The sequence below is a fragment of the Chroococcidiopsis sp. CCALA 051 genome (assembly GCF_003015105.1).
Classification (GTDB): Bacteria; Cyanobacteriota; Cyanobacteriia; order Cyanobacteriales; family Chroococcidiopsidaceae; genus Chroococcidiopsis; species Chroococcidiopsis thermalis.
The window spans coordinates 1-14,395 of record NZ_PYCI01000079.1 but is presented as its reverse complement, the minus strand read 5'-3'; the positions used below and the strand labels follow the sequence as shown (position 1 = coordinate 14,395).

12 protein-coding genes are annotated in these 14,395 nt (G+C 43.8%); 9 read left to right on the top strand and 3 right to left on the bottom strand.

Going from position 1 to position 14,395, the window contains the following annotated elements; all coding sequences use genetic code 11:
- Positions 1-45: 45 nt before the first annotated feature.
- The gene (locus tag C7Y66_RS18760; protein ID WP_106546740.1) at positions 46-1,521 is read right to left on the bottom strand and encodes a leucyl aminopeptidase; all 1,476 of its coding nucleotides are present in this window, start codon (positions 1,519-1,521) and stop codon (positions 46-48) included.
- A gap of 229 nt (positions 1,522-1,750) precedes the next feature.
- Between C7Y66_RS18760 and C7Y66_RS18755 the strand changes: the two genes are divergently transcribed.
- A complete protein-coding gene (locus tag C7Y66_RS18755; RefSeq protein ID WP_370143946.1) occupies positions 1,751-2,260 on the top strand; it encodes a shikimate kinase in 510 nt (169 codons plus the stop codon).
- 104 nt (positions 2,261-2,364) lie between these two features.
- On the opposite strand, the gene C7Y66_RS18745 is transcribed toward C7Y66_RS18755, so the two are convergent.
- Entirely contained in the window at positions 2,365-4,086 is a 1,722-nt protein-coding gene (locus C7Y66_RS18745; RefSeq protein WP_106546738.1) for a hypothetical protein, read from the bottom strand.
- 194 nt (positions 4,087-4,280) lie between these two features.
- Complete coding sequence (locus tag C7Y66_RS18740) at positions 4,281-6,251, bottom strand: serine/threonine-protein kinase (RefSeq protein ID WP_106546737.1); 1,971 nt, start codon at positions 6,249-6,251, stop codon at positions 4,281-4,283.
- Positions 6,252-7,369: 1,118 nt separating this feature from the next.
- On the opposite strand from C7Y66_RS18740, the gene C7Y66_RS18730 reads away from it, so the two are divergent.
- From C7Y66_RS18730 to C7Y66_RS18695, 8 genes are all read left to right on the top strand, one after another.
- Positions 7,370-8,131, top strand: a complete 762-nt coding sequence (locus C7Y66_RS18730; protein ID WP_106546735.1) for a response regulator transcription factor — start codon at positions 7,370-7,372, stop codon at positions 8,129-8,131.
- A 769-nt stretch (positions 8,132-8,900) separates the two neighbouring features.
- Entirely contained in the window at positions 8,901-9,161 is a 261-nt protein-coding gene (locus C7Y66_RS18725; RefSeq protein WP_106546734.1) for a CTB family bacteriocin, read from the top strand.
- Positions 9,162-9,236: 75 nt separating this feature from the next.
- Positions 9,237-9,497 (top strand): CTB family bacteriocin, encoded by a 261-nt coding sequence (locus C7Y66_RS18720; RefSeq protein ID WP_106546733.1) that lies wholly within the window; start codon positions 9,237-9,239, stop codon positions 9,495-9,497.
- A gap of 109 nt (positions 9,498-9,606) precedes the next feature.
- Positions 9,607-9,870, top strand: coding sequence for a CTB family bacteriocin (locus C7Y66_RS18715; protein ID WP_106546732.1), 264 nt, complete (start codon positions 9,607-9,609; stop codon positions 9,868-9,870).
- Positions 9,871-10,076: 206 nt separating this feature from the next.
- Positions 10,077-10,301: a hypothetical protein gene (locus C7Y66_RS18710; RefSeq protein WP_106546731.1), complete on the top strand. Its 225-nt coding sequence runs from the start codon at positions 10,077-10,079 to the stop codon at positions 10,299-10,301.
- 112 nt (positions 10,302-10,413) lie between these two features.
- Positions 10,414-11,721: an HlyD family secretion protein gene (locus tag C7Y66_RS18705; RefSeq protein WP_015156834.1), complete on the top strand. Its 1,308-nt coding sequence runs from the start codon at positions 10,414-10,416 to the stop codon at positions 11,719-11,721.
- A 120-nt stretch (positions 11,722-11,841) separates the two neighbouring features.
- Positions 11,842-14,004, top strand: coding sequence for a peptidase domain-containing ABC transporter (locus C7Y66_RS18700; RefSeq protein WP_015156835.1), 2,163 nt, complete (start codon positions 11,842-11,844; stop codon positions 14,002-14,004).
- A gap of 21 nt (positions 14,005-14,025) precedes the next feature.
- On the top strand, positions 14,026-14,346 hold the full coding sequence (locus C7Y66_RS18695; protein ID WP_015156836.1) for a hypothetical protein: 321 nt from the start codon (positions 14,026-14,028) through the stop codon (positions 14,344-14,346).
- The last annotated feature ends 49 nt before the right edge of the window (positions 14,347-14,395 follow it).

The window sequence follows — 14,395 nt, the reverse complement described above, 5'->3', positions numbered from 1 at the left end:
TGTTTTGCCTGTGCAACAGCACAGGCTACGGAATTTATCTTACATCTAGTTAGTCAACACCCAATTTACCAGAGTTCGCACGCCAAAACCTGTTGCTCCAGCGTTGTTATAGCCATTTTCCTTGTCCGTCCAGACAGGACCAGCTACATCCAAATGCACCCAAGGAGTTTCTTTAACAAATTGTTTGAGAAATAGGGCAGCGGTAATCGAACCACCAGCACGGGGACCCGTATTCTTCATATCGGCAATCCCAGACTTCAAACCCTCAAAATATTTTTCTTCCATAGGTAGCCGCCAAAACTTTTCGCCTGCAATCTCAGCAGCAGTTTGGATTTCATGAGCTAAAGCATCGTGGGGAGTAAATAATCCCGCGATCTCATCTCCCAAGGCGACAATGCAAGCACCAGTTAAAGTAGCTAAGTCAACGATCGCATCTACGCCTAATTTTTCAGCAAACACCAGCGCATCTGCTAAAGTCAACCGTCCTTCAGCATCGGTGTTATTCACTTCAATCGTCTTGCCATTTGAGGCTTTGAGAATATCGCCAGGGTGCATGGCACGACCGCTGATCATGTTCTCAGTAGCAGCGCTGATAAAATGCACTTCTACATCGGGCTTCAGTTGCGCGATCGCTTTAGCTGCCCCTAGAGTCGCCGCAGCACCACCCATATCCATTTTCATCGTTTCAATCCCGCTGCCAGCGCCCTTAATATTCAAGCCGCCAGAATCGAAGGTTAAGCCCTTACCAATAATCGCCAGCTTGCGCTTAGGCGTACCATCGGGTTTGTAGGTCAAGTGGATGAATTTGGGAGGCAACTCCGAAGCTTGGGCAACACCTAAAAACGCGCCCATACCTAACTTTTCACAATCTTCCCGTTCGAGAATTTCAACCGCCAATCCGTGTTCGGAGGCGATCGCCTGTGCTGTTTCTGCCATTGTTACTGGTGTTACGGCATTAGCTGGAGCAGCCACCAATTCCCGCGCTAAAATTACACCCGAAGCGATCTGACTGGCACGGGTAACGGCATCATCTTGACTGCCTAACCCTAGTAAGTCAACTCGCTCTACAGTTGGTGGTTTCTCTTCCGGTTCTGACTTAAACCGATTATCTTGAAATAAAGCCAGTTGAATTCCCTCAGCCAAAGCTTGAGCCGTTGCAGTCGGATCGTTATTCCACGCCGGAAAGCTAATTCCTACAGTTTTACAACGTTCCTTTTTCGCTAACCGCGCCACTGCCGCAGCTGCTTTACGCCAGCTATCTATTTTTAGTCCTTCTGGCTTACCCAGTCCTACCAATATGACTTTGCGGACGGCGCTACCACCGCCAACCCGCGTCACCGCCGTACTACCTTCTTTCGCCTTAAACTCCGTATCTGCGATTAGTTCCGCGATCGCCCCAGCAAATTTTCCATCCAGCTCTGCCAGTTCGCCTGTCAATTCTACAGCATCCTCAAATAAACCAAGGGCAAGAGCATCTCCAGCCCAGTCTAAAAGTGGTGTATCAATCGCTCGAATTTCCATTACTCTGCGTTCCGCTTTTTAGCTTCTTGTTCCAGTATTGCGTAAAAAAGGGAGTAGGGAGCAGGGAAGAAAGACAAGGGGGACAAGGGGGACAAGGAAGCAACTACCAACTACCAACTACCAACTACCCATTACCCATTACCATTAAAATGATAAAAGTCATGAGTTAAATTCAGATCGAGTGGGAGACAGCGACTTACTTAAGGGAATTAACCTGTACCTGGTGGGAATGATGGGTGCGGGCAAGACGACAATAGGACAAATACTAGCAGCTCAACTCGGTTACGGGTTTGTCGATACGGATGCAGTCATCGAACAACTGACACAAAAATCTATTAACCAAATCTTTGCTGAAGAGGGAGAAACAACGTTTCGGCAAATAGAAACTAAAGTCTTATCAGAAGTTTGTGCTTACACTCGTCTCGCCATTTCTACTGGTGGCGGAATAGTACTGCGGCGAGAAAACTGGAGTTATTTGCATTATGGCTTAATTGTTTGGCTGGATGTGCCGGTCGAACAACTCTACAGCCGCTTAGCAGAAGATAATACTAGACCTTTACTACAAGATCCCGATCCAATTGGAAAACTGCGAGCGCTCCTCAATGAGAGGCGATCGCTCTACGCTGAAGCTGATTTGCACATCACCCCCCATCCCGAAGATACTCCAAATGCGATCGCAGCACAGGTATTAGAAGCAATTCCTTCAGTGTTGAAAGCGGGAGTCGGCAGTCGGGAGTAAGGAGTCGGGAAAGGAGGACAAGGGGGACAAGGAGGACAAGGGGGACAAGGAGGACAAGGGAGCAACTACCAACTACCAACTACCACTCTTCACTGATAACTGAATCACTGATAACTGTCAGCATACTGCCAAGCTTGCTCGAACTGCTTTTGGACGACTTGAGCTTCCGCTTGCTTGTTCTGTGCTTTAAGGCTTTGCATTAACCCATAGAGAGACCAGCCGTTTTCGGGATAAATATTCAAGTCATCTCGATAGGCTTGTTCTGCTTGGGCGAAGCGACGTGCTTTGAGTAAAATACCTCCTAGCGATTGCCGTGCAGGTTGAGACCAGTCAGCAGGCTCGGTATAGACGAGAGCATCTTCTAGCTTGACCGCTGTTTGCAAGTGTGCGATCGCCTGTTGGTAATTTTTCTGTTGTGCTGCAATTTCACCTGCTAGCACTTGGGAAGCAAGATTTAAAATACTTGCCGTTGAGTTAAAGCCCCAAATTTTGATGTCTTGCAAGGCTGGAATCGCGGCGATCGCTTGTAGTTTTTTTAATTCCCGCATTGCTGGTTTTATCTGACCTTTGGCAGCAAAAGCGCGTCCGCGTGCGTAGTGCCAAACTCCCGAAGGATATTTCAGATCTTTTGCGGGTGCAGAGGTTGAGAGAATCCGATTCCATTGCCCAAACCGAATATAGGTGTACGTGGGAATCGTATAGAAGTGTTGCAAGGCTCCAGCAAAATCGGGCTGCCGCATGAGTTTTGCATCTACTTTAGCTGTGCGAAGTGCTGCCTGGGTTGCGACTTTACTCTGTCCAGTCATTAAGGCGGCGAACCAGAGAAAATGATGGTTGTGGGGCATATAAGCCAACGGATAAATCCCCTCTACCTGGTTCCGAGCCGCGTAAGCGTTGTCAGCAGCAATCCCGCGTTGATTGGACAGTACGGCATCGTGATATCTGCCTACACGAATATAGATGTGCGATGCCATGTGTACTAAGTGACCGGAATTGGGAACCAGTTGCATCAGGCGATCGGCAGACGCAACTCCCAAATCGGGACGTTCTTTCTCTACGGCATGAATGTAGAGATGGTTAGCACCAGGATGGTTGGGATGTTCTTGTAGAATTGACTCTAAGGTGGCGATAATTTCTTTACCTGTTGGTTTAAGCGTGCCATCTTCCTCCCAGTAATCCCAGGGAGTTGTGTCCATTAAAGATTCAGCAAACAAAGTTGCTGCATCTGGATCGTCTGGGTAGCGTTGGGCAACTTCTCGCATGGCGTTAGCATAGGCAAGATCGAATGACTTGCGGTCGTCAACTGGCTGCGATGGGTAACGTTTTGCTAATGCTTGAATGTAAGCCTTTTCTTTGTCACTAGCATTTTTACTCAGCTTAAGTGCTTGCTGGAGCGATCGCCAAGCTTCAGACACTGCTTCTGGTTCCATCGGTGCGTTGATGTTGGGTCCAAGGACGAGGGCAACACCCCAGTAGCAGATCGCACATTCAGGATCGAGTTTAGCAGCTTCTTGGAAGGAACGGGCTGCTTCTGCATGATTGAACCCATATGCTAAGGTTAAACCTTGGTCGAAGTAGCGTTGAGCGAGTTTTGAATTCGTTGAAATAGGGTGGTGGAGATTACCAAGATCGTCAAACAGCGTTGCAGCGGGTTGAGATGATGTTGCTTGAGCAAGGTGCATCGCATGAGGGTTAGACGGAGCGCGATCGCGGTTCGATTCTTTTGCCACTGCTAATTTCAATGGTGCAGACTGAGTGACAGCTAGTCCTAACGTTATTAATAGCGCCCAAATAAATAGCGTGAGGCGTTTAGAGACGAAAGACATATGTTCTCCAAAAATTGAAATTCGTGAAATTCTGTTATGTGTTATACCTACACGTGGTCTTCCAGAAAATTTCAGAATAGGAGAAACAAAAATATACAGAAGCAATACATCTGTGGGGGCGCACGGCTGTGCGCCCCTACAAATACGTGTACCTCATTCAATTGAAAATTGCGATAAATGCACCCAGGTTGAACTTAAGGTAATGGCGCTGTGGAGTTGACGCTATAACTGGAGGTAACTTTACCAAGCTGCGATCGCAATTGCGGATATTGTGTCTCAGGAACGATGAAGTGAATGTAAGAAATTTTGTCATCGTCTTGTTTGACAAAACCGTAGCCCAACATTTTGCTTTTTTTACCTTGCAGGTTGGTCACTGCATAACTCCAATGAACTTGCAGCCAACCACCACTCGCTGGTTCGGTGGCAGCTAACTGAAAATCAGGATTGGCACGATACTGTTGTTGGGCTGCTCTGGCTAAAAATCGGCTCAATCTTGCTTGGGGAATTTGACCTTTTTGCTGAAATGCTTCTCTAGTAAAGACATCAACTACAATAGCTGCATTATTTGTCGGATCGTACCAGCTAACAATTGCTTCACCTGTCGTACTGCGATCGCGACGCTGCCAGTTTTCCGGTACGTCTATGGAAAACAGATTGGTATTGTAAGTATAAGTTTTTAGCCGACCGATTTTCACTTGCTCGTTCAAGTTTGATGTTGTCGATGCTGGCTGCGGAGAAACACCATTTGGCTGATTGTTAGTTGTTGACGAGGAATTCAATTCACTCGGTTTGCCGTTTTGCTCTGCGATCGCTGTAGGAGAGTCATTATTGATAGAATTCGTTTTTGGTCTTGTTACATAGCTAATTGCCACAAATAACACGGCTAGAGCTACTAAGCTACCGCAAAGAATTAAAGCAGCTTTTGCCAAAGTGACTAGTTTATTAGTAGCAGAGGTTTTAGCTTTTTCACGGTTAGCTTTACCTGAAGTAACGCCTGTCTGAATTTCTTTTCTCTCTACTTGCTTGGGAGGCGTAGAAACTGCCGTTGGTGGCGGAGGAGAGGATTCTGGAATAATTGTCTGTGAAGCAGGAGTCGGTGGAGTTGTAGTCGCTGGCGTTTGTGGCGCACTAACTCTCGGTGAAGCAGGAGTCGGTGGAGTAGGATTTGGTGGAGTTGCAGTCGGTGGTGCTTGTGGCGCACTAACTCTCGGTGGAGTAGGATTTGGTGGAGTTGCAGTCGGTGGTGCTTGTGGCGCACTAACTCTTGGTGAAGCAGGAGTCGGTGGAGTTGCACTCGCTGGCGTTTGCGGCGCACTAGCTTTCGGTGGAACAGTATGAGTGTCGAGCTGCTGCAAAGCTGCTAACATAGCAGGCGCATTCATGTAGCGATCGCGGGCGGATGGTTGTATTGTTTTATCTAAAATCGCCGCAAATTTTGGACTCACATTTAATGTTTGCTGTCGCCAGTGGATCTCACCCGTCAAAGGGTTAGTTTTCAGTTCTTGCGGCATCTTACCTGTGAGTAAATAAATTGCCGTCAAGCCTAAAGCATACAAATCGCTAGCAAATAAAGGTTTTCCCGCTGCTTGTTCGTTGGGAATAAATCCTGGCGTACCTACCACAATCGAACTTGTGGCACGACCGGAAGCCGTTACCGTCGTTCCCATGATTTCCTTAATCGTGCCAAAATCAACTAGGACGGGTTTGCTATCTCGCGATCGCCAAATAATATTGTCTGGTTTTAGATCGCGGTGAATAATACCTTGACTGTGAATGTATTGCAGAACTGGCAGTATATCTAATAGTATTTCTTTAACTTCTCGTTCGCTAAACAGTCCTACTTGCTGGACGCGATCGCTCAGAGTTTGACCTTGAATCCACTCTTGAACTAAATAAAATTCTCCAGCCTCTATAAAATAGGCATACAAACGAGGGATTTGACTATTGATATCGCCTAGCGTTTCTAAAGTTGCGGCTTCACGCTGAAATTTTTCTCTGATTATTCGATCGACCTGGGGACTGTTTTCGATCGGTTTGAGCTGCTTAATGATACATTTCTTACCAGAAGGCATCTGAGTGTCTTCTGCTAAAAAAGTCTTCCCAAACCTCCCATTTGCTAGTTCTCGCAGCACTCGGTAACGATTTTTTAACAAGATTGCTGCCATCGGAAGTTGTTGATTTTCAGTTTTAGTTCTAACATACCACGTTCGGTTGTCAGTTATCAGTTGTCAGTATAGAGACATTACATGTAACGTCTCTACTGCTGGTCGAATCGCTGCATAAACTAACTGAGGGCAACCTAAGTAACATGTAACAAGCATTGCGCAGTAGGAGAAACCCCATGCACGCTAACATCTGGTCTATCTTTGCTATCTTGGCTGTACTAGTTCAAGTTATCCCTGCTGTAGTTGTCTTATACTTAGCATCGGCAACGGATCGGCAAGAATGGTTTTGCTAGAAAACTTTACTAACTAGAAAACTTTACTAAGTCGAACTCTGCAAAATAATGAAATTTTGTTACGACATTTACTGCTACTTTCGGTTAATCTGGAGTTAAGCTTATGTTTAGTTTCAGTAAAGATTTAATAAAGACTACGGCTGGTTTTGACACTTTGGCTGGGAAAATACTTAAATTAGTGATGTAAGAAAATTTCTTCTTTGCTTCTCGATCTTGGCATCATCGAGGCGCAAAACTCGCTATACAAAAACACGAGAAAGATAACTGTGACGCTGTCTACCTTGCAGACAGATAGCAAAGGGTGCTAACTACAGCCTATTTGCAATGCTAAGCAGCATTACAATATCGATTTAAACAAAACAAAGCTAAAAAAAATTAAGCACGGTTCCCGACTTTAACCAAACTCTGAGGAAGTTAGGTTTACCACTTAAGGCAGAGCATTCTGTAGCTTTTGCTTGCATCTCTGCAACATTTGCTATGGGTAATCTTGCTACTTTTATGCAATTTGCTGTTAGTCTTGGGTGCTGGCAACAAATTTACTTAGAAGTATGCACTTTTTCCGTAATCTTTATCACTCAAGTTGAATTTGTAGTTATACATACAATGCATCAGCCTAGAAAAAAATTTTGTTTACTGCGGACAAAAATTGTTGTTTTTTGTAAAGTTTAACTGAGCCAGATATGCTTTCTCTGCTGGAAACCTACAAGCGATCGCCATGCATCAAATCTAAAATTGCAGCGTATCTATATATAACATTTGGTTAGTAGGTCAGCGCATATAGCTCAAATCGAGCCTTCACAAGTTATTAGGAAATGTTTGCGTCCTATGTCGTTACTAATTCTCGTGGTTGATGATGAGCCGTCGATTCGTGTTTCTACCAGCTATGCATTGGAGCAAATCGGTTACTCAGTAGTCACGGCAGAACATGGAAAAGAAGCGCTGAGAATTATTGAGGAATATCAACCTCATTTAGTGATTACCGATATTATGATGCCGCAGATGAATGGATACGAACTGATTCGATGGGTGCGTCAGCGTCCGGCATTTCGGTTATTGCCTGTCGTATTTTTGACCGGACGCACGGAAACGGAAGAACGCATTCGCGGCTATCAAATGGGAGGCGATGCATACTTACCTAAACCGTTTGAATTAGATGAGTTACATGCTGTCGTTCGCAATCTGCTGGAGCGATCGCAGCTGATATCTCAACTGATGCAATGGGAATTGCGCCTGCGCGATCGCGCACAAAATACAGGTAGGCTACCCGTCTCTACAGATACTTTCGACTACAATCTTCTCAGTGTTCCAACACCAATTTCATCGCCAACTGAAACCTTACGTCACCAATTGCATTCCCAAATCCAAGCAACAATTGCAGCTACTAAATCTCGCATTAATTTCACCGACAGAGAACAGGCTGTACTCAAATTTCTGGCGCAGGGACTATCTAATTCTCAAATTGCTACCAATCTATTTCTCAGTCCGCGCACGATAGAGAAATACGTGAGCAATTTGTTAGGTAAAACGGGAACTAGCAATCGGGTTGAATTGTTGCGCTTTGCGATGGAAAACCATTTAGTTTCGTAAGACACTCGTAAAAATTGCGATTGCATCAAACAGTATGTTCTTTTTCTATCTATGGTGTCTTAGCAATATTTAATTGTAGTTTTTTATATTCCTCCCCATTTACTTGCTCAACAGAAATTTCTTTTAGTTAAACCGCCTTCTACTAAAGACAACAAAAATAGAATATTTATTATCTGCCATCCAAGTTTGGTGCTAAGGATAATATGTTTCCATAGAAACCTATTATATCCTAGTACTTGACTTGGCTTTTTTAATATCATAACCTCTAAAAATAGATAGCATATCTACTGTTTTAAAACGGGTATATACCTAGTGAACTCACCCATTGCTTTGGGTAACTTTGTCGTACAAATAATCTGAATCTTTTTATAGATTATTAGTAGATGACGAATAATAGCCTGAGCAAGAGAAAACAGAATTTTTTCAAACAGGGTTTCCGAAATCAAATCTGAACTAACTGTAGGATTAAATAACGAGAAACAACAACTAAAGCTGGTAGTTACTCTTACAGCGTTCTCTCAGCACTAAAAGATGTTCTCTAAACCGAATCTGTATAAAAAACGGTCGGTAAATCTGAACGTCAATAAAGTAACTTTAAAAGTTATTTTATTGGTTAAAAATACCAAGCTTAAATCATTTTGTTGATGAGAAAGCTTTTAGGTATTTTAAAGATTAAAACTAAAACGAACTAAACTTTAAGTGCATAATTCTCGAATTCCAAACGTACAACAAATTAAGTCACACAAACAACTTCAGGAGACTACTTACAATGATTAACGAAAACACCGAATTATTTGTCGAACTATCTGACGAACAACAACAATTAGTCGCAGGTGGTTATTCTTGGGACGGCTATGGTGACAATTCCATCTATGATGCTTTGGGAACCAGCTTGAAAGAAAACAAATCCGTGCAACAACTCAAAGTAGGAATTGCTTCGACTCGCAACGGTAGCTATGTTGACCAAGATTACTTGAATGCCAACCAAAGCTTTGAAACTGACGCTTTCAAATATTTCACAGCTAAATAACTGAGCTGCATAATTCTCGGATCGCAAACGTACAACACATTAACTCACACAAACAACTTCAGGAGATTACTCACAATGATTAACGAAAACACCGAATTATTTGTCGAACTATCTGACGAGCAACAACAATTAGTCGCAGGTGGTTATTCTTGGGACGGCTATGGTGACAATTCTATTTATGATGCTTTGGGAACCAGCTTGAAAGAAAACAAATCCGTGCAACATCTTAAAGTAGGAATTGCCTCGACTCGCGACGGTAGCTACGTTGAGCAAGATTACTTGAATGCCAACCACAAGTTTGAAACTGACGCTTTCAAGTATTTCACAGCTAAGTAGTTAGACTAACTGAACTCATAAGGTGTAATTCTCTCAACTCCAACGAGAGAATTACCTCCCAGCAAAATCTAAATTAAGTCACTCAAACAACTTCAGGAGATTACTCACAATGATTAACGAAACCAATACCGAATTATTTGTCGAACTATCTGACGAGCAACAACAATTAGTCGCAGGTGGTTATTCTTGGGACGGCTATGGTGACAATTCCATCTATGATGCTCTGGGAACCAGCTTGAAAGAAACGAAATCCGTGCAACATCTGAAAGTAGGAATCGCCTCGACTCGTCAAGGTAGCTATGTTGACCAAGAATACTTGAATGCTAACCAAAGCTTTGAGACTGACGCTTTCAAGTACTTTACTGCCAAGTAATCGCTGAGAAAGATTACGGTGATGGATAGATAAATCAGTAGTACAGACTATCCGCTAAACAACTCCAGAGCTTCCACTACCGTTTTCATTGCGCTTGGTTTGCCTAGCTCAGTGCATAAATGAGAACAACCCAAGGTATGAAGTCTCTGGAAGTTTTTTTATTATGACGAAATGAATGAGATTGTAACACTAGGAGAAAATCAACTATGTCTTTTCCGAAAAATCTATTACCAGAATTGTTTTTAGAATTAACCACAGAGCAACAAGAGTCTGTAGCTGGCGGCGCTAACAACTATACCGTAATCAATAAGGAAACCAATGAATCTACGGAACATGAAACTAGCCGCCAAACAGAATCAGACAATGGTAAAAAAGATCCATTTCATCATCCCTTCCTGCTGAAACCAATGTCAAGATTTTATATCTTCTAGCAACAATTCATCACAAAAGCGATAACTAGAAGTTTTCTTAGTAGCGATCGCAATTACCTAACTTTTGCGTTCAACGTCTCAGACAAATGATGTAGTTTAAAGGTTCACAGTCATGGTTAGCGAAGTCAATCCAGAATCTCTACGAATAGTTGAAAGCGAAGAGTTTCTACCCTCAATTAGTCCTACAGTCACAATTGGCGGCGGAGTTCTGGTAGTTGCCTTCAGTGCAGCGGTATCCTTGGCTGCTACGCTCAACTACAACGTGACAGTTAAAGCACCTGCATCAATTCGCGGCGAAGTCCAAATTGTCCAATCGGCATCCGATGGCGTTGTCAGAAACATTACCGTCAAAGAAAACCAATTGGTGAAAAAAGGTGATGCGATCGCTTACGTTGATAATTCACAAATTTTAACTAGAAGAAACCAATTACTTGACAGCATTCAACAAAGCCGTTCTCAACTGAGACAAATTTCATCTCAGTTGAGTTCCATCGATAGTCAAATTGCGGCAGAATCAAATTTATCAACTCGTTCAGTTGCTTCCGCTCAGGCAGAATTGCAACTGCAGCAAAGAGATTACCTTGCCAAACAACAGACAGCAATCGCAGAAGTGCAAGTCGCTCAAGCCTCATTAGATCTGGCGCGAGAGGAGATGCAACGCTACCGTCAACTAGCCAATACAGGCGCAATTCCCATATTACAAGTTAAAGAAAAAGAACAAGCTTATAAAGCGGCGCAGGCAAAAGTCAATCAAGCCAAAGCCAATCTCAACCCCAGTAATGCTACAGTCTCGATCGCCAACGAACGCATCGCCCAAGAAGAAGCACGGGGTATGGCAACTGTAGCCGCATTACAAAAAGAACGTAAAAACTTAGTTAGTAACCAAATCGAATTACAAAACCAAGTTGCCCGCGACACTAAAGAAGTTCAACAAATGGGGGTAGAACTGAGCAAGACCATGATTCTCTCCCCCACCGATGGTACAGTGTTGAAACTAGAGTTGCGCAACCCAGGACAGGTAGTTAGTACCGGACAAGCGATCGCCCAAATTTCCCGCACCAACTCGCGTTTAGACATCAAAACCTACGTCCCAGGCGCAGAGATTAGCAAGATTAAGCCAGGACAGCAAGTACAGATGCGCGTTTCCGCCTGTCCCTACCCCGACTACGGCACGCTTAAGGGTGTAGTCAAAACCGTGGCTCCCGATGTCGTACCTACTGCTAGCGGTGCAGCCAGCGAGTCCCCGACTCCAGCAGGCGCATACGAGGTGACAATTCAGCCGAATACGTGGTTTGTCGGTACTGGCGATCGCCTGTGTCGATTGCAACCTGGTATGGAAGGGACAGTAGACATTATTTCCAAATCAGAGACTCCATTACAATTCGTTTTACGTAAAGCAAGAATTCTTTCGGGTATCTAAAAGTAGTGGTCATTTGTCATTTGTCATTTGTCATTGGTAAGTCAAAAGGCAAAAGTCAAAAGTCAAAACTAACTGGTCACTGGTCACTGGTCACTGTTAACTGAATTGCCTGCATCTATCATGGTTAGTCTGCTGAAGAAAAAATATCAAGCGATTTTACAAGCGAGTGAGGAAGATTGCGGGGCGGCTTGTTTGGCAACGATTTGCAAGCATTACGGTAAAGTTTTGAGCATCAACCGCAGTCGGGAAGCAGTCGGAACCGGACAACTGGGAACGACGATGTTAGGGTTGAAACGCGGTGCTGAAGCTTTAGGATTAAATGCGCGATCGGTCAAAGCATCGAGTGAGGTTTTAGACAAAATTCATGAAGTCCCTCTCCCAGCCATCATTCACTGGCAAGGCTACCACTGGATTGTCTTGTTTGGACGGCAAGGTAATAAATTTGTTGTCGCCGATCCCGCAGTTGGTATTCGTTACCTCACCCGGCGAGAGTTGTTGGAAGCTTGGAGTGGAATCATGCTGTTGCTGGTTCCCGATCCAGACCGCTTCCATAATATGGGAGAAGAAGAATCTTCTGGCGGTTTTTCACGCTTTTTCCGCAGAATTTGGCCTTATCGCCTGCTATTGCTAGAAGCACTTGGGATCAATATTGTTTTAGGTTTACTTTCTTTAGCCAGCCCAATTTTAATTCAAATTCTTACAGATGATGTTCTAGTGCGGGGAGATATGCAGTTACTCACGGTGGTGGTAGCTGCTGTGATCGTGACCAACATTTTTAGCAGCACGATGGGACTGTTGCAATCAACCATGATCTCTCATTTCGGTCAGCGGTTACAGTTAGGACTGGTGTTAGAATTCGGTCGCAAACTCTTGCACTTGCCCTTAAGTTATTTTGAATCTCGTCGTAGTGGAGAAATTACCAGCCGTCTGCGAGATATTAGTGAAATTAACCAGTTGGTTTCGCAAATTGTCGCTCACCTACCCAGTCAAATTTTTATAGCGATAATTTCTTTCGCATTTATGGTATTTTATAGTTGGAAGCTAACACTTACCGTCTTACTAGTAGGGATGGTAATGGCTTTTTCTACTGTACCATTTTTGCCGACACTACAGCAAAAAACACGTAATCTTTTAATATTATCAGCCGAGAATCAGGGTGTATTAGTAGAAACATTTAAAGGTGCGATGGTGATGAAAACCACAACAGCCGCACCTCAATTCTGGGATGAATTTCAGAGCCGTTTTGGACGAATGGCGAATTTAACATTTAGTACGATTAAACTCGGTATTCTTAACAGTACTTTTACGCAACTTATTAGTAGTATTGGGGGCATTGCTCTATTAGGTTATGGTAGCGTTTTAGTGATTAAAAACGAACTCAGCATCGGTCAAATGCTGGCGTTCAATAGTATGCAGGGAAACGTCATCGGCTTAATTAGTTCTTTAATTGGACTGACTGATGAATATTTTCGGACTCAAACTGCGGTCACTCGCCTGCTAGAAGTGATTGATGCTACGCCAGAATCTGTAGGAGACACTTATAAACCATTTGCCAAAATTTTACCCGATGCTGACATTGAATGTTCGCATATTTGTTTTCATCATGCGGGACGGATAGATTTATTAGAAGATTTTTCAGTCACACTTCCTGGGGGAAAAATTGTTGCTTTGATCGGACAGTCGGGTTGTGGTAAAAGTACTTTATCAAAACTGATTTCGGGGTTGTACGAGCCGCAGTCGGGAAATATTCGGATTGGCTTATATAACTTGCAGGATTTATCGCTCGATTGTTTGCGTCAGCAAGTTGTTTTAATTCCTCAAGAACCCCACTTTTGGAGTCGCTCGATTTTAGATAATTTCCGTTTAGGTAATCCCCATCTTGAGTTTGAACAAATAGTGAAAGCTTGTCAAATTGCTAATGCAGATGGCTTTATTAGCCAACTACCAAATAAATATCAGACAGTGTTAGGAGAATTTGGGGCGAACTTGTCTGGAGGACAGCGGCAGAGGTTGGCGATCGCCCGCGCTATTGTAAACAACCCACCCGTGCTGATCTTGGATGAAGCGACATCTGGACTCGATCCGATCGGCGAATTTGAAGTCTTGGAACGGCTTTTTGCTGCCCGTAAAGGCAAAACCACAATTTTAATTACTCACCGTCCTGCCGTGGTCGATCGCGCAGAGTGGGTGGTGTTAATGAATCAAGGTAAATTGGTCGTCCAAGGACCCCTATCAGAGTTGCGTCATGCACCAGGGGAACATTTGAAATTTTTCTTACCTTAATGAAGAAATGGGGAGGATGCTATGTCTCAGATGACAGAAATTAAAGATACAGCGCTATTTGTTGAATTATCCGATCGGGAACAAGAATCAGTAGCAGGGGGAGCGAGTTTACAAGATCTGTTTGGTCCTATATTTTTCCAACAAACTGATATTGATACTTCCGCCGAAGCAACTACAAACTTCAACGACGGTACGTCTTCGACTCGCCGAACTGGTTATAAAATGTCTCAAACTACGTTTGTGATGCCTCTACTATCTCTATTCGGTGGCGGCGGTGGCGGACGGCGATCGCGTCGTTCTCGCATGAATATGTTTAGTTTATTGATGTCTCTGTTTAGCTAGTTAGCTAGGGAACAGGGAGTAGGGTAAGTGGCTGGTGGCTGGTGGCTGG